Origin of the sequence: Nonomuraea sp. B10E15, assembly GCF_039871615.1 — a bacterium.
Classification (GTDB): Bacteria; Actinomycetota; Actinomycetes; order Streptosporangiales; family Streptosporangiaceae; genus Nonomuraea.
The window spans coordinates 1-18,618 of record NZ_JBDPMB010000045.1; the positions used below are offsets into that span (position 1 = coordinate 1).

The 18,618-nt window shown below is 70.6% G+C and carries 25 protein-coding genes; 10 read left to right on the forward strand and 15 right to left on the reverse strand.

All coding sequences use genetic code 11. The features are described from left to right. Nucleotides 1–116 precede the first annotated feature (116 nt). On the reverse strand, nt 117–389 hold the full coding sequence (locus ABGB14_RS49245) for an antibiotic biosynthesis monooxygenase (RefSeq protein ID WP_347650815.1): 273 nt from the start codon (nt 387–389) through the stop codon (nt 117–119). Between the two features lie 86 nt (nt 390–475). On the opposite strand from ABGB14_RS49245, the gene ABGB14_RS49250 reads away from it, so the two are divergent. Continuing rightward, a complete protein-coding gene (locus tag ABGB14_RS49250; protein ID WP_347650816.1) occupies nt 476–1,075 on the forward strand; it encodes a TetR family transcriptional regulator in 600 nt (199 codons plus the stop codon). 152 nt (nt 1,076–1,227) lie between these two features. Beyond that, on the forward strand, nt 1,228–1,602 hold the full coding sequence (locus tag ABGB14_RS49255) for a peptidase inhibitor family I36 protein (RefSeq protein WP_347650817.1): 375 nt from the start codon (nt 1,228–1,230) through the stop codon (nt 1,600–1,602). A gap of 96 nt (nt 1,603–1,698) precedes the next feature. Here the strand turns inward: ABGB14_RS49255 and ABGB14_RS49260 are convergent, their stop codons facing one another. Together ABGB14_RS49260 and ABGB14_RS49265 are read right to left on the reverse strand one after the other, a co-directional pair. Then, nucleotides 1,699–2,562 (reverse strand): TIGR03560 family F420-dependent LLM class oxidoreductase, encoded by an 864-nt coding sequence (locus ABGB14_RS49260; RefSeq protein ID WP_347650818.1) that lies wholly within the window; start codon nt 2,560–2,562, stop codon nt 1,699–1,701. A gap of 133 nt (nt 2,563–2,695) precedes the next feature. Beyond that, nucleotides 2,696–3,541, reverse strand: coding sequence for a type II CAAX endopeptidase family protein (locus ABGB14_RS49265; RefSeq protein WP_347650819.1), 846 nt, complete (start codon nt 3,539–3,541; stop codon nt 2,696–2,698). A 45-nt stretch (nt 3,542–3,586) separates the two neighbouring features. Between ABGB14_RS49265 and ABGB14_RS49270 the strand changes: the two genes are divergently transcribed. Next, nucleotides 3,587–4,213, forward strand: coding sequence for a TetR family transcriptional regulator C-terminal domain-containing protein (locus tag ABGB14_RS49270; RefSeq protein WP_347650820.1), 627 nt, complete (start codon nt 3,587–3,589; stop codon nt 4,211–4,213). Nucleotides 4,214–4,294: 81 nt separating this feature from the next. Here the strand turns inward: ABGB14_RS49270 and ABGB14_RS49275 are convergent, their stop codons facing one another. Beyond that, nucleotides 4,295–5,149: a GON domain-containing protein gene (locus tag ABGB14_RS49275; RefSeq protein ID WP_347650821.1), complete on the reverse strand. Its 855-nt coding sequence runs from the start codon at nt 5,147–5,149 to the stop codon at nt 4,295–4,297. A 651-nt stretch (nt 5,150–5,800) separates the two neighbouring features. Between ABGB14_RS49275 and ABGB14_RS49280 the strand changes: the two genes are divergently transcribed. Beyond that, nucleotides 5,801–6,991, forward strand: a complete 1,191-nt coding sequence (locus ABGB14_RS49280; protein WP_347650822.1) for a YbfB/YjiJ family MFS transporter — start codon at nt 5,801–5,803, stop codon at nt 6,989–6,991. A gap of 57 nt (nt 6,992–7,048) precedes the next feature. On the opposite strand, the gene ABGB14_RS49285 is transcribed toward ABGB14_RS49280, so the two are convergent. From ABGB14_RS49285 to ABGB14_RS49295, 3 genes are read right to left on the reverse strand one after another with little or no spacing between them, the layout of a single operon-like run. Further along, nucleotides 7,049–7,207, reverse strand: coding sequence for a hypothetical protein (locus ABGB14_RS49285; RefSeq protein WP_347650823.1), 159 nt, complete (start codon nt 7,205–7,207; stop codon nt 7,049–7,051). A gap of 20 nt (nt 7,208–7,227) precedes the next feature. Continuing rightward, entirely contained in the window at nt 7,228–7,848 is a 621-nt protein-coding gene (locus ABGB14_RS49290; RefSeq protein WP_347650824.1) for a LysE family translocator, read from the reverse strand. Next, nucleotides 7,845–8,594 (reverse strand): phosphodiesterase, encoded by a 750-nt coding sequence (locus ABGB14_RS49295; RefSeq protein ID WP_347650825.1) that lies wholly within the window; start codon nt 8,592–8,594, stop codon nt 7,845–7,847. The genes ABGB14_RS49290 and ABGB14_RS49295 overlap by 4 nt, the downstream gene beginning before the upstream one ends. 85 nt (nt 8,595–8,679) lie before the next feature. On the opposite strand from ABGB14_RS49295, the gene ABGB14_RS49300 reads away from it, so the two are divergent. Continuing rightward, on the forward strand, nt 8,680–9,294 hold the full coding sequence (locus ABGB14_RS49300) for a CGNR zinc finger domain-containing protein (RefSeq protein WP_347650826.1): 615 nt from the start codon (nt 8,680–8,682) through the stop codon (nt 9,292–9,294). A gap of 7 nt (nt 9,295–9,301) precedes the next feature. Here the strand turns inward: ABGB14_RS49300 and ABGB14_RS49305 are convergent, their stop codons facing one another. Next, nucleotides 9,302–9,979 (reverse strand): NUDIX domain-containing protein, encoded by a 678-nt coding sequence (locus ABGB14_RS49305; RefSeq protein WP_347650828.1) that lies wholly within the window; start codon nt 9,977–9,979, stop codon nt 9,302–9,304. Here ABGB14_RS49305 and ABGB14_RS49310 point away from each other — a divergent pair. Both ABGB14_RS49310 and ABGB14_RS49315 read left to right on the forward strand, forming a co-directional pair. Then, complete coding sequence (locus ABGB14_RS49310; protein WP_347650860.1) at nt 9,931–10,257, forward strand: hypothetical protein; 327 nt, start codon at nt 9,931–9,933, stop codon at nt 10,255–10,257. The two genes, ABGB14_RS49305 and ABGB14_RS49310, sit on opposite strands and share 49 nt — an antisense overlap. Next, complete coding sequence (locus tag ABGB14_RS49315) at nt 10,221–10,766, forward strand: hypothetical protein (protein WP_347650829.1); 546 nt, start codon at nt 10,221–10,223, stop codon at nt 10,764–10,766. Before ABGB14_RS49310 ends, ABGB14_RS49315 begins: the two co-directional genes overlap by 37 nt. Here the strand turns inward: ABGB14_RS49315 and ABGB14_RS49320 are convergent. Then, nucleotides 10,763–11,242, reverse strand: coding sequence for a MerR family transcriptional regulator (locus ABGB14_RS49320; RefSeq protein ID WP_347650831.1), 480 nt, complete (start codon nt 11,240–11,242; stop codon nt 10,763–10,765). The genes ABGB14_RS49315 and ABGB14_RS49320 overlap by 4 nt on opposite strands. A gap of 10 nt (nt 11,243–11,252) precedes the next feature. After that, nucleotides 11,253–12,113, reverse strand: a complete 861-nt coding sequence (locus ABGB14_RS49325; RefSeq protein WP_347650832.1) for an SDR family NAD(P)-dependent oxidoreductase — start codon at nt 12,111–12,113, stop codon at nt 11,253–11,255. Nucleotides 12,114–12,346: 233 nt separating this feature from the next. On the opposite strand from ABGB14_RS49325, the gene ABGB14_RS49330 reads away from it, so the two are divergent. Further along, the gene (locus ABGB14_RS49330) at nt 12,347–13,084 is read left to right on the forward strand and encodes a polysaccharide deacetylase family protein (protein ID WP_347650833.1); all 738 of its coding nucleotides are present in this window, start codon (nt 12,347–12,349) and stop codon (nt 13,082–13,084) included. A 125-nt stretch (nt 13,085–13,209) separates the two neighbouring features. Here the strand turns inward: ABGB14_RS49330 and ABGB14_RS49335 are convergent, their stop codons facing one another. Continuing rightward, nucleotides 13,210–14,031: a nitroreductase/quinone reductase family protein gene (locus ABGB14_RS49335; protein WP_347650834.1), complete on the reverse strand. Its 822-nt coding sequence runs from the start codon at nt 14,029–14,031 to the stop codon at nt 13,210–13,212. Nucleotides 14,032–14,318: 287 nt separating this feature from the next. Between ABGB14_RS49335 and ABGB14_RS49340 the strand changes: the two genes are divergently transcribed. Continuing rightward, the gene (locus ABGB14_RS49340; protein ID WP_347650835.1) at nt 14,319–15,152 is read left to right on the forward strand and encodes an NAD(P)H-binding protein; all 834 of its coding nucleotides are present in this window, start codon (nt 14,319–14,321) and stop codon (nt 15,150–15,152) included. Nucleotides 15,153–15,310: 158 nt separating this feature from the next. Beyond that, nucleotides 15,311–15,898 (forward strand): hypothetical protein, encoded by a 588-nt coding sequence (locus ABGB14_RS49345; protein WP_347650836.1) that lies wholly within the window; start codon nt 15,311–15,313, stop codon nt 15,896–15,898. 71 nt (nt 15,899–15,969) lie between these two features. Here the strand turns inward: ABGB14_RS49345 and ABGB14_RS49350 are convergent, their stop codons facing one another. The 4 genes from ABGB14_RS49350 to ABGB14_RS49365 all read right to left on the reverse strand — a co-directional run bounded on the left by ABGB14_RS49350 (nt 15,970) and on the right by ABGB14_RS49365 (nt 18,618). Further along, a complete protein-coding gene (locus ABGB14_RS49350) occupies nt 15,970–16,572 on the reverse strand; it encodes a dihydrofolate reductase family protein (RefSeq protein ID WP_347650838.1) in 603 nt (200 codons plus the stop codon). After that, the gene (locus ABGB14_RS49355; protein WP_347650839.1) at nt 16,569–17,435 is read right to left on the reverse strand and encodes a metalloregulator ArsR/SmtB family transcription factor; all 867 of its coding nucleotides are present in this window, start codon (nt 17,433–17,435) and stop codon (nt 16,569–16,571) included. Before ABGB14_RS49355 ends, ABGB14_RS49350 begins: the two co-directional genes overlap by 4 nt. Before the next feature lie 123 nt (nt 17,436–17,558). Continuing rightward, nucleotides 17,559–17,891 carry a hypothetical protein gene (locus ABGB14_RS49360; protein WP_347650840.1) on the reverse strand — a complete coding sequence of 111 codons (333 nt, stop codon included), beginning with the start codon at nt 17,889–17,891 and terminating at the stop codon, nt 17,559–17,561. Between the two features lie 175 nt (nt 17,892–18,066). Continuing rightward, nucleotides 18,067–18,618, reverse strand: coding sequence for an NAD(P)H-dependent oxidoreductase (locus ABGB14_RS49365; RefSeq protein ID WP_347650841.1), 552 nt, complete (start codon nt 18,616–18,618; stop codon nt 18,067–18,069).

Below are 18,618 nucleotides of genomic sequence, written 5' to 3' on the forward strand. Positions count from 1 at the left end.
GTCCGGTGGGTGCAGGCGAGCACTTCCCGCTCAGACCGACAGATCCCGTTGAAGACCCGAGGTCAGTCAGAGGGTGGGTCAGGACTGGCGGGAGGTGCTCCCCTACATCATCTCTGTCAGCGGGTGAGCAGCACCGTGGCCTGGTTGCTTCCGGGCACCACGCCGGCGCGCCGGTGCGCGTCCTGGAGCGCCTCCGACGCGTAGTGCTGCTGCATGGCCTGCGCGTCCTCGCACTCGAACAGCACGACGGCCTCATCGGGCTGGTCGGCGTTGACGCTGACGAGCGCCGTACGCATGCCGGCCGCCGCCCGGACCTCCGCCAGGCTGTCGAACGCCGCGCGCCACTGGTCGTAGTCGGTGAACCGCTGGCGGACAAGCAGGTACTCCATGGTCACGCCTCCATATATCAACAGTGTTGAGGCCAAGTTAGTCGGAGTGACCGAGAAGTTCAACATCGATGGCTATGCTTGAACGAGTGACCACAAGGCCAGGAGGCCGCCGGCCAGGCACGACACGGACACGGGTCGACATCCTGGCCGCCGCGCAGCGGAGCTTCGCCGAACACGGCTACGTCCTCACCACGATCAGGGGCGTCGCCCGCGCCGCGGGCGTCGATCCGGCGCTGGTCCTGCAGTTCTTCGGCAGCAAGGACGGCCTCTTCGACGCCGCCCTCCGCGACGACCCGCCCGTCGCCTCGCTGGTCTCGCTCGCCGGCGAGGGCGACCCGTCCGACCTCGGCGCCCGGCTCGCCGACCGCTACCTGGAACTGTGGGAGGACCCGCACACCGGCCCCCGGATGCTCGCCGTGATCAGGGCCGCCGCCGCGGCTCCCAGCGCCTCGGCGATGGTGACGGCGTTCATGACGGACGCGGTGATGTTGCCTCTGGCCCGCGCCATCGGGGCCGACCAGGCCGAGCTCCGCGCCACCCTCACCGGCGCCTACCTGTTCGGCGTCGCGACCGCGCGCTACGTCCTGCGCGTCGAGCCGCTGGCCGCCCTGGACCGGCCTGCCGCGGTCGCGTACGTGGCCCCGGTCGTGCAGCACCACCTCACCGGCGACCTCACGCCCCCCTGAGCGACCGCTGTCACGAGTACGTCAGTTCTCCCCCGCCCCAGGTCCCGGATCTTGTATCCACCGGGCGGACGCGGTCCGTATCCGCACTGCTACACAATGTGACGGAGCCGCCGGGCAGCAGCCCGCGGCAGCACCGACACGAGGAGAACTGCATGAAGACCACTCGCGCGCGGATCGCCACCCTCACCACCGCTCTCACCACCGCCGTCGGCCTCGTCCTGGTGGCGGGCGCCGTCCCGGCCGCGGCGGCTCCTGGATCGTCCAGGGCGGGCGACATCTGCCTGTGGAGCGGCAGAAACTACACGGGCGCGTCCTGGTGCTGGAACCCGGGCAACGGCTACGTCGACGTGCCGCCCGCGCTGCACGACAACGTCGGGTCGTTCCGGGCCCACGCCGCCGGCTGCTTCATCAACTGGATCCACGTGCCCACCAGGAAGGAGACCCGCATCGTCAGGAACGGCGACTACCGCAGGGTCTACGACAACGACTTCGGCGGCCGCATCGACGCGGTGGCGCCCCGCTGCTGACCCGGACGCACGACCTCCGCGCTCGCCCGTGACCTCTCCGGCGGGACGTGGACGACAGCGGAGCGGCGGCCGGGGACGTCTCGGCCGCCCCAGCGCTCAGCGGCCGGACGGGGTGATGCCGGCGATCCGTACGGCCAGTTCGGCCAGGTGCGCCAGCCACCGGTCGTCGGCCGCGTCCGGCACGGCCACGATGACGTGGTCGATGCCCAGCCCGGCGAGCTCGCCGCAGCGCTGGACGCTCTCCTCGACGCTCTGGCCGTCGGGGACGCGCATGTGGAGGGTCTTCTCGATCTCCTCGTAGGGCCGTCCCAGCCGCTCGCAGTGGGCGCGCAACACGCCGAGCTTGTGCGTGACGTCCGCGCCGTACAGGAAGTTGCACATGTCGGCGTATTCGGCGACGAGCCGGAGGGTCTTCTTCTCCCCGCTGCCGCCGATGAGGACGGGCGGGTTCGCCTGGGGGGCGTTGAGCGTGCGTTCCAGCCGGTAGTGGCGGCCCTCGTACAGTTCGTCCGTGTCGCTCCACATCTGCCGGGCGATCTGGAGCGTCTCCTCCAGCCGCTCGAACCGCTCCGCCAAGGGCGGGAAACGCAGGCCGAGCCCACGGGCCTCGGGCTCGTACCAGCCAGCGCCGATACCGAGCACCGCCCGCCCGCCGGAGAGCGCGTCGAGGGTGCTGACCTGCTTCACCAGCAGGCCAGGCTCGCGGTGGACGGCGCCGGTCACGAGCGCGCCCAGGCTCACCCGGCCGGTGAGGGCGGCGGCGTAGGACAGCGCGCCGTACGCCTCCAGCATCGGATCCTCCACGGTCCCGAAGTTGGGGATCTGGAAGAGATGGTCCATCACCCAGAAGCTGCGCAACCCCGCCTGGTCGGCGCCGCGGGCCGCGGCGGCGAACCTGTCGGAGATGGCGGCGTCGCCACCGGGCCAGGTGAAACGCGGGCAGGTCAGACCCAGGTCCACGGGGATCACTCCTTGATCGGGGAGAAGGCGTCCGCGGGAAGGCGTCACCGCGGGCATGAAAAAACCCTCTCGCCTGGACGCGGTCCGAGGCGGAGAGGGCTCCGTACCCCGTCATTATCTCACGAGGCGCGGGTCACCACAGTCCCAGCAGGACGGGGGCGGCGTTCACCGCGCCGTGCACGGTCAGGAGGGGCCACATCAGCCGGTAGCGGCTCCACAGGTAGCCGAGGAACAACCCCTGGACCCCCTGGTTGACGAACGTGGCGGCCAGGTCTCCCGGCAGGTCCCCAGCGCCCTGAATACCGACGTGCCAGGCCGCCCAGAGCAGCGAGGAAAGGACGATCGCGGGCCAGGGACCCAGCAGGTGCTCCCATCGGGTCTGCAGCCAGCGCCGGTAGAAGACCTCTTCGAGCAGGCTGTTGACGGCGAACACCACGACCACGGTGATCACCAGGGTGACGGGATCGACGGTCGCCGCGAAGTCGCTGGGCGGCAGGGCCAACGGGCTCGCGTAGGAGAGAAGGAGCCAGGCGGCCACCGGCGCGGCGGGGCCGTAGCGGCGCCAGGCCCTCAGGGGCTCGCGCACGTGGGTGACGGGATCCCGCCGCGACCACCAGAACACCGCTGCCGGTACGGCCAGCAACAACGCGAGCTTGAGCGCCGTGTGCGCGGGTTCGCCGCCGCCCGACCACCGGAGCGCCACGGCGAAGGCCAGCGCCGACCCGAGGAGCAGGCCCGCCTGGAGCCTGAGGCCACGCCCTCCCGTCACCCCACCCGCGAGCTCCGCCCTGGGCGGCACCAGCCGTACGAGGGCCAGCCCGGCCAGCACCGGGATCCAGCGGTGCCACATGGGCACGGTGCCGGCGTGGTCGGCGGAATAGCGGATGTCGGTGGCGCCGGTCAGCACCAGCCACAGCGCCGATCCGGCGATCAGGGCCAAGCCACCACCCAGGACGGCATAAGGCATCTTATTTCGCACGCTTGTACCGTATAGGAAACCGTACAGGTGTGCTGTAATAAGAGCATGCCGAAGATCGTCGACCACGATCAGCGGCGCGAGGAGATCGTCCGCGTCGTGTGGGAGGTCATCAGCCGCGAGGGCATCGAAGGCGCCACCGTGCGCAAGGTCGCCGAGGCGGCCGGCCTCTCGGCCGGCGGCCTGCGCCACTACTTCGACAACCAGCGCGGCCTGCTCCGCTTCGCGGCGGAGGCGATCGCCAGAAGCGTCACCCGGCGCATCTCCGCCCATCTCCGCGCGGACGTGCCGGGCGAGCGCCGCGCCCAGCTCATGCTCGAAGAGCTTCTCCCCCTCGACGGCGACCGGCGGGTGGAGGTCGACGTCTGGCTGGCCTGCCTGATGCGATCGCACGTGGACGAGTCGCTGGCCCGGCTGCGCCGGACGGGCTGGGCGGGCGAACGCCACATCTGCCGCCTCGCGGTCGCCTCCTGCCACGGCCTGCCGCTTCATGACCAGCCGGGGCAGGAGTTCGCGCAGGCCTCGCTGGAGAGGCAGGCCCAGCGGCTCCACGTGTTCATCGACGGCCTGACGCTACAGACGGCGACGTACCCGGAGAAATTCACGCCGCAGTCCGTACGCCAGATCGTCCACGACGAGCTGCGCCTCCTGACCGTGACGCGGACGCCGGCCTGACCGCGCCCCCGCACTCACGCACCGCGTACAGCGGCAGGCCCGGCTCCCCGTCAGGGAACCGGGCCTGCCGAGCGGAACGTCTCAGCGCAGGGAGCGCACCTGACCGTCGGGGGCCAGCACCGCCACCGCCTTGCCGCCGTGCTGCACGATGACCCGTCCCTGGCCGCCCTGCCGCCGCACCTGCGTGGTGACCGGGGCGCCGTCGTCGAGGCGGAGGCAGAACTGGCCCCGCGAGAAGACCATGCCGTCGCCCGCGCACCTCAGCTCGAGGTGGGGCGTGCCCGGCCTCGGGTTGAAGGGGTTGTACATCGCCGGAGCCGGCGTGATCCAGCCGCAGTAGCCGCCGCCCCGCAGGCCGACCACCTGGTTGCGCGCGCTCACGCTCGCCGACCCGTGGGCGCCGTTGCCGGCCGTGACGAAGGTGTCGTCCACCTGGAACGGCGTGTCACGCAGGTCGATGTTGCCCCGGCCGTCGGCCCGGCCGGTGCACGCCATGGCGGCGCCGTAGGGCATGCTCGTCACGGTCGTCGAGCTGTGCCGCAGCGAACCGGTGGACGACGCGAAGGTCAGGTCGCCGATGTCCACGGTCAGGGTGCGGGGGTCGACGCGCAGCCTGGTGAAGGCCGTCCTGACGTCCGTGCCGGGTGAGGCGCCGCCGGCGGTGTACTGCGAGAAATTGGCGTCCCGGCCCCTCCTCACGAGAGTGATGTATTCGCTGGGCCTGGTGGCCATGTTGTGGCAGTACACCGTGAACACGTTTCCGTTGTTGATGAGCAGGTACGTGCCGTCCCTGGCGATCGGATTCGTCCGGCGGACGTCCTGGCAACTGCTGAAGACCGGCAGGGCGGAGGCGTGCGCCGGCACCTGGGCCACCACCGGCAGCGCGGCGCCCATTGCCGCCAGAAATGCCAGTGTTCGGACGTGCGGTCGAGCCATGAGATTTCCCCTCCAGCTGCGAACGGACCGTTTGCGTTGTGGAGATTAACAAACGCCTCATGGATTCGACGGCACGACCTGGCGTGGGCGGGAGAATTAATTCTCAAACATTTGGGCCCCCACCGGAGGGCGACGGAAAGCCCTGTGGACTGCGCCGCATGCGGGCCACAGGGCAGAAATGGGCGCCGCCGCCCATGCGGGAGCAGCCCGTTTCCTTGTTATCCGACCGCGTATGCACGGGCAATCGTCTGGGTGAGCGTGACACCGGACTTATCCGTGACTTCAGCCCGAAGAGAAACGAATCCTGATGTATCGGGATTCGTTATCGTTGCGCGCCAGCCGTCCCCCCACGTCGCGCCTTGACGGGCTGCCAGGTCCTGCCGTCGTCGGCGGACATCTCCAGCCGGACATCCCGCACGGCCGCGCCCGAGCCGGCGGGTCGCCGGGCCTCGGTACGTCGACGTTGCGGGCCCGCGCGACCTGCGGAGGACCGGCGCTGCCGCCTGGCGGAACGTCGTGCTTCCGCTGCTAGCATCGAGTTCGTACCGATCGGTTCGATCTATGGGGTGCCATGCCCGCCCAGTTCGCCTCCCCGCAAGCCCGCAACGCCGCGACCCGCCGCCGCGACGCCGCCACCGGAAGGTGCGGCCGATGACGCGGACGGCGCCGAAGGCGGGGTCCGGTGCGGCATGGCAGGCGGGCCTGCTGGCGCTCGGCACCGCCTCGGCCCTCGGCCTCGCGCGCTTCGCCTACGGCCTCCTCCTCCCCGCCATGCGCGAGGACCTGCGCTGGACGTTGTCCGAGGCCGGGGCGATGAGCACCGCCAACGGGCTCGGCTACCTCCTCGGCGCGCTGGTGACCGCCGCGGTCGTGCGCCGCTGGGGCACCACCGCCGCCTTCCGCATCGGCATGGCGCTCACGGCCGTGTCGCTGGCCGCCACCGCGGCGAGCGACGCCTACCTGCCGTTGCTCGCCGCGCGGGCCGCGGCCGGAGTGGCGGGGGCGGTGGTGTTCGTCACCGGCGGCGTGATCGCCTCACACATCGCCGCCCGCGCGGCCTCCGGGACGCCCATCACCGTGTACTTCGCCGGCACCGGCCTGGGCATCGTCGCCAGCGGCGTGGGCGTCCCCGTGCTGGGCGAGCACTGGCGCCTGGGCTGGGCCGGCCTGGCCGCCGCCGCCGCGCTGGCCACCGTGGCGAGCTGGGGCGCGGCGCGTACGGACGGGGACGCGCGACCCGCCACGGCCGGCCAGGCCCGCGTGCGCCCGCTGTGGGGACCCGCCCTGGCCTACCTGCTGTTCGCCGCCGGATACATCACCTACATCACGTTCCTGTCCGCCTACCTCGCCGACCAGCGCGCCCCGCTCGGGCAGGTGGTGCTCACCTGGACGGCGCTCGGCCTGGCCGTCATCGCCGCCCCCGCGCTGTGGAACCGTCCCACCACCCGATGGCCCGGCACCCGGGCCCTGGCCACCCTGCTCGCGCTCCTGGGTGGCGGCGCCGCGCTGGCGCTGGCGGCACCCGCGCCGCCGGTCATCCTCGCCTCCGCGATCGTCTACGGGGCCACCTTCATGGGCGTCCCCGCCGCGATCACCGCCCTCATCAAGGGCAACGTCCCGTCCGCCGACTGGACCGCCACGCTGGCGGCCTTCACCACGGTGTTCGCGGCAGGCCAGACCGCCGGGCCGTGGATCGCCGGCGTGGTCGCCGACCACACCTCCACCGAGGCGACCCTGGCGTGGACCGCGATCCTGTGCGCCGCCGCCTCCGCGATCGCCCTCGCCGCAGGCCGTACGCGCCCCGGCCCCGAAGGGGACACGTCTCGCCTGCGCAGCGGGTGACCGGTGCGGCCCCGGCCACCCAGGGGCCACGTACCGGCTGTTCAGGGTCGTCCGCGGTCAGTCGCAATAGGCGTTGGTCACGCCTTCGAGCGGCCTGCTGCTGCCGACCTGCCCCGCGAAGCTGATGCACTTGCCCTTGGCGTACACGCTCACCGGACCGGCGTACGTCGTGTAGGAGCCCTTGTCCGACTGACTGCCGCGCACGGCGCGTCTCACCCGTGGCCGGTGTACACCGCCTACGTCGTGGCGGCCCGGAGGCCGAGGACGACGAGCACCACCGCCGCCACCTTGCCGGCCGCACGCTTGAAGCGGGCCCTGTGCAGGAGCCGCGCCCCCCGATGGAGGAGCGCCGTCCAGGCCAGCAACCACACCGAGATCAGCAGGGCGTGGGCGGTGGCCAGGGCGATGATCTGCCCGCCGAGATCGCGCCCGGGCTGGACGAACTGCGGGACCAGGGTCAGGTAGATCGAGGCCGCCTTGGGGTTGAGCACGTTCGCGAGCAGGGCCTGGGTGTAGACGGAGCCGGTCCGCCTTTCCGGCTGGTCCGTCAGCGCGGGAGGGGGAGGCCTGGTCGTGGAGCGCCAGGTCCACAGGCCCAGGCAGACGAGGTAGGCCGCGCCGAGGAGTTTGACGGCGGTGAAGGCCTGGCTGGAGTGCATGACCAGCGCCGACAGGCCGGCGACGGCCAGGGTCGCGTGGGCGTACAGGCCGCTGACCGTACCGAGGATGACGGGCAGAGCCCGGCGGCGGCCGCCGGCTGCGACGTGGTGGATCAGCAGGGTCAGGCTGGCACCCGGGGTGGCGATGACGGGCAGGATCGCCAGGACGAACGCGGCGACCGCGTACGGGTGGATCACCCCTTCAGCACCACGCGGTAATGGGTGGTCAGGCGGCGGTCGTCGTCCAGGATGTGAAAGGCCAGGCCGGGCGGTTGCTCGCGGTCGGCGGGCTGGTCGCCCTCCCACGGCAGGCGCAGGGTCCAGGTGATGGCCGGCGCGACGATCAGGGGGCGGCCCGCGAAGGTGGACGCGGCCGGCGTGTGAGCGTGGCCGGTGAGCACGGCCACGACCTGTCGGTGGGCGTCGAGCAGAGCGGCCAGGTCGCCGGTCTCCTCCAGCCGTTGGGAGTCGGGCAACGGGTGATGGAGGGCGACCGGCGGCTGGTGGGAGGCGATCAGCGCGGGCGTGTCAGGGGCGAGGCTGTCGAGGGTGGCGTGCATCCAGGCGAGGGTTTCCGGGTCGAGGCGGCCCTCGTTGCGGCCGGGGATGGTGGAGTCGCACATCAGGATGGCGGTGCCACCGATGTGGTGCACCTCGTTGACGGGGCCGGGGTCGGGCGGCTGCCGCAACAGTGCCTTGCGGTAGGCCGGGCGGGCGTCGTGGTTGCCGGGGCAGGTGAGCACGGGGAAGGGGGCGGCCAGGACCTGGGCGGCCTGCTCGTACTCGGCCTCCTCCCCGTGATCGGCGATGTCGCCGGTGACCAGCACGGCGTCGACCGGTCGGGGAAGTGCCCGCAGGTAGTTCATGACCCGGGTGGCGCGCCGGAGCGCTCTGTCGGTGCCGTCGAGGTGCAGGTCGCTGATCTGGGCCAGCAACAACGTCATCGTGGCGCCCTTCTAATGGTTTAATGAGATTTACCGTTAGAACGGTAAGGTACGAAGAGGAGATGGACAACCCGGAGGGGTGAGCGTGGAGCGCTGGCCGGCCCTTGAACTGGCGAGCACGATCCGCCATGACGGCAGCGGCGGGGTCGCCGACGACCTGGCCACGCCGCAGAGCACCGCCCGCTGGATCCACCAGCAGGCCGAGCTGCTGGCCGAGCTGCTGGCCGGCCACGTCGACGTCGCGGCGCTCACGGTGGACGAGAAACTCGGCAGCGAGATCGTCGAGCTGCGCCGGGCCGTGCGGGCCCTCTTCGCGCAGGCGGTCAGCCCCGCGCCGCCGAGCCGGGCCGACGCCCACCGGCTGATGCCGGTCGAGCAGGCGCTGGCTCACCTCAACGCGGCGGCCGCCCGCGAAGCCATCGCCCCGCAACTCGACTGGCCCGCGGACTCACCACCTCGGGCGGGCGTGCTGTCGGATGAATCCGACGCGAACGTCCGGCTGATCGCCGCCCTGGCCCGGGCCGCCATCGACTTCCTGAGCGGCCCGCAACGCGAACAGTTGCGGGCCTGCAACGCGCCGCGCTGCGTGCGCTATTTCGTCAAGAGCCACGGGCGGCAGGAATGGTGCAAGCCGTCATGCGGCAACCGGGCGCGGGCGGCACGCCACTATCAGCGCCACACCGCCACGCCCGCCTCCTGACCCCGTCTCACTCCGTGGCGCCGTGCTGGACGGACAGGGCACGCGGCCCGCCTGACGGACGTCCCCCTGCGGCCAGCACCTCGGCCAGCAACTCCGGAAGTCCCACAGGCCGCAGGGTCTCCGTGGTCCGGGCCGCGACAAGCTCAGCCACGGACCACCATCGGTGGTCGACGATCGCCTGCTGTTCGCCCGGTTCCAGATAGGCGCGGGTGATGGTCTGCGTGCCGCGTGCCCGCGCGAGGAAGTACCGCTCGTGCATGTGCACGGGTTCGCCGCGCCACCGCACGTCCGCATCGAGGGTCCACAGGCACGGCCCCCACTCGACCTCCGCCAGCCCGGTCTCCTCCAGCAGTTCCCGGCGAGCGGCCTGAACGAAGTCCTCGTCCTCCTTCAAGCCTCCACCCGGGGGCACCCAGAACAGCTCCCGGACCGGAGACCCGGGAACGACGATGGCGCCGTCGTCCCTGTGCCGGATCATCAGAATCCGATCGTCCTGGTCCAGCAGCACAACCCGGGCACCTCGTCGCGTCCGCACCGCTGGCTCCTGTCCGGCTCGGTCACTCAGCCGAATCGGCTTGACAGTTGATCTCGTATCCACAAGATTATTGCGTCCCTCCGTCCATTTTCTTAGGGATCGTGATGATGCGGACCGCCGTGGGGGTGATGCTGGTCGCGGGCCTGGCACAACTCGTCGCCGCCCCCGTGCAGGCAGCGCCCGACCCCGTGAAAGCGCTCCGATCCGCCTTGAGCCCGGGCAAAGGCGTGAACGTCGTCTCCACCGCGAAGACGGATCACGGTCGCGGCGTGTACTACACCCTGGAACTGAACGGCCTGGTCGCGTTCGGGCCGCGCGGTGTAACAGCCTCCGATACGTCCCAGCGCCTGAAATACAGCAGGACGGCGATGAGCGCCGCGAAAAGCTCGGCATGGCGGAGGACGCCGCCCTGGAAGAGACGCCGCTGAGAGTGATCTCGTCAGGCCACGACGACTACGTCTCAGGCCCTCGATTCGCCGACGTGCTGCCGCAGGGCACGAACTGGGTGCGCTACCCGCATACCGATCTGCCTGCCAGCAACCCGCTGCTGGACGTTCTCGAGCCCGCCACGCTCAAGGCGCTGCTGGCTCACCGCACGTCGTGGCGGGGCGAGGTGGTGAAGGGCACGATCAAGGCCGACAAGCTGGTCAAGGTGTCCCGTTCCTTCGCCTCGAACTTCCACGGCTACTCCATCAGCAAGCCCGTCAGCACCATCTCGTACACCCTCCGCCTGAGCGGGGCGGGACTCGTCGAACGGCTTACCACCAAGGGAGCCCTGCGCCACTGGAAGGGCTCGGTGCTCCGCGTCGAGTCGGACACCCGCTACTCCGCCTGGGGACGGCGGGTCACGGTTGCGCCGCCGCTCAAGGGCGAGGTGCTCGACCAGAAGCAGCTCGAGGGCAAGGTGCCCCACCAGGTGCCTGGCGCCTGGAACTAGCGGTCCTGGACGTCCGGCCCGGCCGACCCACCGTACGTGGCGATCTTGTATTCGACCGCCGTGAGGGAAAGGGTCAGCTCACGGATCCGGCGCCGGAGGATGTCGCGATGTTCGACCAGGACGTCAAGCCGCTCGGGCACCGTGTGCTCGCCTGCGTCGACGAGCGAGATGTAGTGCCGCAGGTCACGCATCGGCATGCCGGACAACCGCATCCGGGTGAGGAACACCAGCCGCCGAACCGCTCCGGCGTCGTAGACGCGATGACCGCTACCGTCGCGGGCCACCTCGACCAGCCCGGTTCGCTCGTAGTAGCGCAGCGTGTGAGGCGAGATGTCGAGAAGGCCGGCAACCTCGGCGATCGTCATCGTCTCGGGCAGGTCGGCCAGGTCGGCGAGGCGGTGGATTGCCTCGACCGACAGCGGACCGTCATCCCCAAGCGCTTCGAGCGCCCTGGTCATCAGATCGTCGGTGGCCATGACCCCGAGCCTAGACGGGCCGTACCGATGCGGAGACGCCCTCGAAGTCGGCGCTGCGGGCGGTCTCGGCCCACCGCTCGACCTCGTCCAGGCCGCGCCGGTACGCACGCGAGAGACGCTCGACCGCCTCGCGCCCGAGCGGCAGCCGCAGCGGCACCTCGTCACCGTGCACGAGGGACACGATGATCTCGGCCGCCCGCGCCGGGTCGCCTTCCTGGCGGCCGTCGGTCCCGGCCATGTCCGCGCGGATGTCGGCGAGCACGTCACGGTAGGTCGCGGACGGCTCGACGAACTCGAGCACGTCGCCCCCGTTGAAGCCGGTCCTGAACCGGCTGGGCTCGACGAGCATCACGCGGATCCCGAACGGTGCCACCTCACCGGCCAGGGCCTCGGACCAGCCTTCCAGGGCGAACTTCGACGCGGAGTACGCCGACACCCCGGGGAACGACGTCCGCCCGCCCTGGCTGCTCATCTGCACGATCGTCCCGGCGCCCCGCGCACGCATCGCGGGCAGCGCAGCCCGTACGAGCGCGGCAGGGCCGAACAGGTGCAGACCCATCAGCTCACGCAACCGCGCGTCGCTGACCTCCTCAACCGCTCCGACCACGGCCCGGCCGGCGTTGTTGACCAGCACATCGAGCTGACCGAAGCGGTCGAGGGTGTCGCGTACGAGGTCCGCGGCCGCGGCGACGTCCCGGGCGTCGAACTTCGCGATCAGGCAGCTGTCCGGGTGTTCGGCCGCCAGATCGGCCACGCTCTCGGGCCGGCGCACCGCCGCGACCACGTGGTCGCCCGCCCCGAGCGCCGACTCCGCCAGTGCCCGACCGAAACCGCGGGACGCGCCAGTGATGATCCAGGTCTGTGTCGTCATGGCGGGGACGTTATGCCTTCGAGCGCGCTCGAACGCAAAACCGAACAGGAGATCGCGCCGTGGCCGGCCCGGACCGCCCGTCCCCGCGCATGCTGCCTCGGCGACCGGCGCGTGCGGGACGTCGAGGTCGCCCGCGCCGGAGCCGTCCGAGTGACATGGCTTCCCGATCGGCTCCCGCCGGCTCCGGAGGGAAGGGCCTCCGGGTTCTCCGGCTCATGATTCCATGATCGCCTATGGACGCAGCCGAAACGACCGTACGAAGAAGATGGCTCAAGCTCCTCGTGCCCCTTCTCGCCATCTTCCTCCTCCTCGGGGCGATGGGTCTGTACCAGCTGATGAACGCCCGGACCTTCCAGCTGGCGGGAGAGCTGACCGACCGCGTGACGACCGACGAGAAGGTCGTCGCCCTGACCTTCGACGACGGCCCCGACGAGCACACCCGCGAGATCATCGGCGTCCTCGCCGAGCAGCGCGTTCGCGCGACGTTCTTCGTCGTCGGCACCCAGGTCGAGGCCCGGCCACAGGACGCGCAGGCGCTGGTCGCCGCAGGCCATCAGCTCGCCAACCACACCTACACCCATCGGCGCATGGTCTTCGTCTCCCCCTCCACCGTGGCGGGCGAGATCGAACGCACCGATGCGGCCATCCGGACGGCGGGGCAGCGCGGCGAGATCCTGTTCCGTCCGCCGACGGGCAAGAAGTTGCTGGCGCTACCGCTGTATCTGGCCGACCACCGGAGGCGCACGGTGATGTGGGACGTGGAGCCGGACTCGGGCGGGAGCCCGACCGCGACCGAGATCGTCGCGGCTGTGCGCGAGCAGACGAGGCCAGGATCGATCATCCTGCTCCACCCCTGGTACGGCAGCGGGCAGAACACCCGCGCGGCCATCAAGGACCTGATCATCGGCCTCCGTGACCAGGGATACCGATTCGTCACGGTCTCAGAGTTGCTCGCCCTGCAACGTCGCTGACCTGACCAGCGCCGGTGATCATCGAAGGCGTCCGAACGATGGGCGCCCTCCCCGGCCACAGCCGGGGAGGGCGCCCACGAGAGTCATCGTTTCCCGGCAGGTACGAGACCCGCGGCCGGCGGGCTTCAGGCGAGGTCGAGAATCGGGATCAGCTGCTCCTCCTCATACCTCAGGTGCGCTTCGAGTTCGTCGGCGAGCCGCTCGATCTCGGCCCGTACCTTCAGCGGATCATCACCGGAAAGGGTCTGCTTCAGCTCCTCCAGGAGCGCGGCGATGCGCTCGTGCTCCTTGGCCAGCCGCTCCAAGGTCGGAGCGAGCGAGGGATGCCCCTCGGCCAGGCCGGGGAACATCATGGTGTCCTCGCCCGTGTGGTGGTGGTGCAGCCCCTGGCAGAGGGTCAGGCAGTTGATGCGCAGTTGCACGCCCAGCCCTGGCCGTCCCGAATCGGACAGTTCCTTGCGGATCAGCGCGAGTTCGCGGCGGAAGCCGTCGTGCACGAGCTTGAGGTACGCACCGCCCGGCGGTGCGCCGGCCCGGGGCCGGCCGACCACGCGAAGTGCGACGACCGGGATGGTACGCGTCGTCTTGGCCTGGTAGCCGGCCCATCCGGGGTCGCTTTCCACCGCGCGGGCGAACGCCACGTCACGCTCGGCGCCCTCCAGGATCTCCGCCTCGACGTCGAAGATGAGAACGCCGGTCTCCACGGTGGCGCGCGGGTTGGCCTTCAGGTTGTGATACCAGGCCGGGTTGTTCGGCGCTCCCCCGGCTGAGGCGATGACCAGCGTGCGCTCACCGCCGTCGGGCAGGTAGCCGAGCGGAGTCGTGTGCGGCTTGCCCGAGCGGGCGCCCGTGGTGGTGAGCAGGAGCAGTCTCGCTCCCTCGAAATAGCCGCCGACCTGACCGTTGTTGGCGCGGAACTCGCCGATGACCTGCTGGTTGAAATCCATTCTTCTCCATGGGTGCGTTCTGCCGTGCGTACTGAAGGGAGAAGAAGATGGCGGGCCGCGGGCCCGCCCGGCGATCAAGCGTCAGCCGGGCTGCTCTCTGGTGCGTGGCCCAAGGCCGACCCGGCAGTCACGCAGGTCACCGTACTACACACGATGACAAAGCGGACAGCGGGAGTGGCGGGTGCGGGGTCGGAGAGCTGGTCCAGCTGCCGGGCGTGGTCGGGACGGTGGGCGCTGTGCTAGGTTCTTTTTAGTCAGCCAACTAACTCAGAACTGGGGAGTCCATTGTGATCGTTGTCACGGGAGCCACCGGAAATGTCGGCCGCACGCTGGTCCGGATCCTCGCCGAGCAGGGCCATGAGGTGACCGCCGCCTCCCGCCGCATCACCGATGGCGACGTGCCGCCCGGCGTCCGCGCGGTCTCCGCCGACCTCTCCCAGCCGTCCGCCGGCATGCCCTCCACAGCGGACGCGGTCTTCCTGCTCGTCGGCGGGGACCTGATGATGGCCGGCGACCCCGCTCGGGTCGTCGCTCCGTTCGCGGGTTACGGAAAGATCGTCCTGCTCTCCTCCCAGGGAGTGGCCACCCGCCCGGACTCCCTGTCCCACGGAAAGGCCTTCGCCGCCTTCGAACAGGTCGTCATGGATTCCGGCACCGGCTGGACCATCCTGCGGCCTGGCGGCTTCGCCTCCAACGCCTACGCCTGGGCCCCGTCCGTCAAGGCGACCCGCACGATCGCCGCGCCCTTCGGCGAGGTCGGCCTCCCGGTCATCGACCCCGGCGACATCGCCGCCGTGGCCGCCGCCGCCCTGACCCAACCGGGCCACACGAAGGCGATCCACGAACTGACCGGCCCGATGCCGACCACCCCGCGCCAGCGCGCGGCCGCGATCGGGGACGCCATCGGCGAGCCCGTCACCTTCATCGACCAGACCAGGGAAGAGGCCCACGCCCGGATGCTCACGTTCATGCCCGCCCCGGTGGCCGACACCACCCTCGACATTCTCGGCACCCCTACCGTCCGCGAACGCACCGTCAGCCCCGATGTCCAGAAGATCCTCGGCCGTGCTCCCGCCACCTTCGCCGACTGGGCCAAGCGCAACGCCGCGGCCTTCCGCTGATGCCAGGCCCCGCGGTCAGGAGCAGTCCACCGCCCGAGCCTTCCCGGGCACCCGCTCCGGGCACTGGCGCCTGCCCGAGCAGCCGGGCTTCGCTCGGGAGTGCTCGGCGACGCCGCACCCCTGACGGGGACGAGCCCGCGCTCCGTACGCTGACCCGCATGGCATCACTGCGAAGAGCACATGTGACGTCGGCGCTGGAGGCGGCTCTCACCGCCCTGAGCGCGGCGGGGGCCGACCCGACGTACCGCGTGGGCGGCACGAGCGCCGCCCTGCTGCAAGGAGTCCGGCTCCCCGTCGGAGACGTCGACCTGTTGGCGGCCCGGCGCGAGGACGTGGACACGTTCGCCTCCGCCCTCTCGCCCTTTCCCTGCCTGTACGCCCCATCGTGGCTGCCCGAGAGCTCGCAGTATTTCACCAGGTACGAGGTGAACGGGGTCCACGTGGAAATCAGCACGGTCGAGCGGGAGACCGACTCCGACGGGATGGAGTGCGTCGGCCGCGGCCCGTGGCAGCACTACGTCATGATCGCTTGTGGCGCGTACCGAGTGCCCGTGGTGCGGCTGGAGCTGCGGTTGGCGACGGAACTCCTGCGCGACCGCCCCGATCGGTACGAACCCCTCCTCGACCACCTGGCGGCGCACGCGTTCGACGCCGAACTGCTGCGAAGGGCCATGGACGCTCACGACCTCCCGCCGGAACGCCGGCATCTCGTCAACGCCCGCCTCACCGGCGTGCCCCGAGCCTGACCCCAGATCTTCCTCCGGCGGGTTCCACCGGAAACCCGGGCCGGCAAGCTCAGGAACGTTGCGGAGCCGGTTCAGCGGACCCGGTCGTAGACCAGGGCCATCACGCCGCGCTCGCCGGCCTCCTGGTGGGTGAGCTTCCACTTCGACGGCGGAAGGCCGTCGTCGAACAGTCGCAGCCCGCCTCCGGCGATCTCCGGGATGAGGACGAGGTACATCCGGTCGAGCAGGTCGGCCGACAGCAGCGCCTTGGTGACGCTGGGGCTGGTGTTGACGAGGATGTCGCCCTCGCCGTCGGCCTTGAGCTCGGAGACGAGATCAGCGGCGGGGGCGTTCACCACGCGGGTCCGTTCCCACGGCGCCTCGGCCAGGGTGGTCGACAAGACCACCTTCTCAGTGTCGACCAGCCACTTGGCATAGCCGCGGTCGCGCGGATCGGCGTTGTCGTCGGCCGCGACCGGCGGCCAGTACCCCATGAACCCTTCGGCGAGGACCCGGCCGAGCACGGCGGTGGTCGCGTTCTCCCGCATACGGGTCATCTGGTCGCGCGCCACGTCGGTGGTTGCGTACGAGGCGAACGCGGCGAAATCGGTGGGCCCACCGGCGCCGTGGTAGCGTCCGTCGAGGCTGATGACCAGGTTGGCGGTGACTTTGCGGCCGGCGGTCTGCTCGGTCATGTCGTGCTCCTCGTGTCGGTGTCGTGTGCGGTGCCGTCGGTGTTGCGACGATCTGCGGCGAGGGCCGCCGCGAGCCGGTCGAGGCTCTGGCCGAAGCCGATCTCGATGCCGGCGATGAAGTCCGCCGAGCCGGTGGTGCTGTCGGTGATCCGGTAATGGACCTCCAGGTCGGCGCCGGTTTCGGTGTGCCGGAGGTCGAAGTCGAGGTGGCCGGTGAAGGCGAGGCCGCCGTCGGGCAGCAGGGGGGAGAGCCGGTAGGCCAGGTGCTCGCCGGGGCGTAGGTCGTCGACGACACCCTGTGCGCGCCCGACGACCAGGTCGGAGTCGTCGAGGTCCTCGGCATCGCGGTATTCCAGGACGATCCGCCCGCCCGGTCGCGCCTCGAACACGAACTCCGAGACGCGCAGTCCGTCGGGCGCCCACCAGCGGGCGAGCGGCGATGCGTCGGTCAGATAGTGCCAGATCCGCTCGGGGCGTCCTGTCAGAGAGCGACGGAAGCGGAACGAGCGGCCGTCGGCCCATCCCGGCGCCCGTGCGGCCTGCCTCTCGGCGTGGAGGCCTACCCCGTAACGGTCATACGTCTCGCGTGGGCCTCCGCCCCGGTCCGCGGTGTCCGCGAGCCGATGCAGCACAGCCGCCAGATCCCGCAGGGGGCCGGGCTGGAGCGCGTACACGCGACGCTGGCCGGTGCGCTGGGAGACGACGACACCTGCTCGTTCGAGGGTCTGCAGGTGCTTGGTCGTCTGCGGCTGACGCGCCTCGGCGAGTTTGGCCAGGACGCCGACCGACCTGGGCCGCTCGGCCAGCAAAGTCACGAGCCGCCACCGGGCCGGGTCGGCCAGTGCGGCGATGAGTGCCTCCATGGGCGAGAAGTATTCACCCTAAAGAATATTCGTGTCAAGGAATATCTTGGCCGATCGGCGCCCGATCACTGCACCCATCCGGCCCGCCACGGTCACCCGGACAGGAGCACAGGACAGCGTCCGTCACTCACCGCAGCGCCGGTTCATCGGCTTGAGCCCAGCCAGTGCGTCGAAGAAATCCCGCCGCGATATCTCGAAAGGCGAGAACTCCTCCAGATCGAGGTCTGCGTAGGTCAACCCGCCGAACTCGTCATCATCGTGCTGCTCGTCATACGCGAGGACCACTCCGTTGGCGTATACCTCGACCTGTTGGCGAGCAGTTCCGGCGCCGTCGATCGCGAGGTAGTACACCGACGTTCCCCAGCCGGCGTACCGATCCCCACGATCATCGTCCCAGGGCCGGCGAAAGTACCTCACCGCATCCGTCCCGGGCCGGTCGTCGCTGCTGTCGCCCATAGATCCGTCCGCTCGCCGGCGGGCAGGAGGACGCCTTCCGCGAGACTGCAACCGATTGACCAGAAACCTTCTGCTGATGCACTCCGCACAGTGTCCCCTCCCGCCCGCCCGATCGGCCAACGGACGGGCGCACAACGTCCGCCGCTCCTTCCTGGCCGTTCTCGAAAGGCCGGCCTCAGCGGCGCCCCGCATCCTTCGATTGCGCGGTCTGGGCTACGAGCTCGTCGAGCATGCCGGCGGCATTCTCGGCCGGCACCGCGCCCGGCGTGAAGGAGGTGTGGTCCGGGAAGTCGTCGGCGAGGGTCAAGGCGACCGTCGTGGGCATGGCGACGACTTCCAGGTCGCCGAGGATCTGCCGCAGGTGTTCGACGGCTCGAGTACCGCCCTGGATGCCGTAGCCGACGAATCCCGCGGTCTTGCCGTTCCACTCGGCGTACAGGAAGTCGATGGCGTTCTTCAGCGCGCCGGGAACAGAGGCGTTGTACTCCGGGGTCACGAAGACGTACCCGTCGAAGGCGCCGATCTTCTGTGCCCAGGCATGGGTGTGTGGGTGGCTGTAGTGGCCGGCGCGTGGCGGGACGGGCTCGTCCAGATGGGGCAGCGCGTAGTCAGCGATGTCCACGACCTCGAAGGTCGCGTCGTCGCGGCGGGCGGCGAGATCGTGCACCCAAGCCGCGACCGCTTCGGCCCTGCGGCCCGGGCGGGTGCTGCCGACGATGATCGCCAC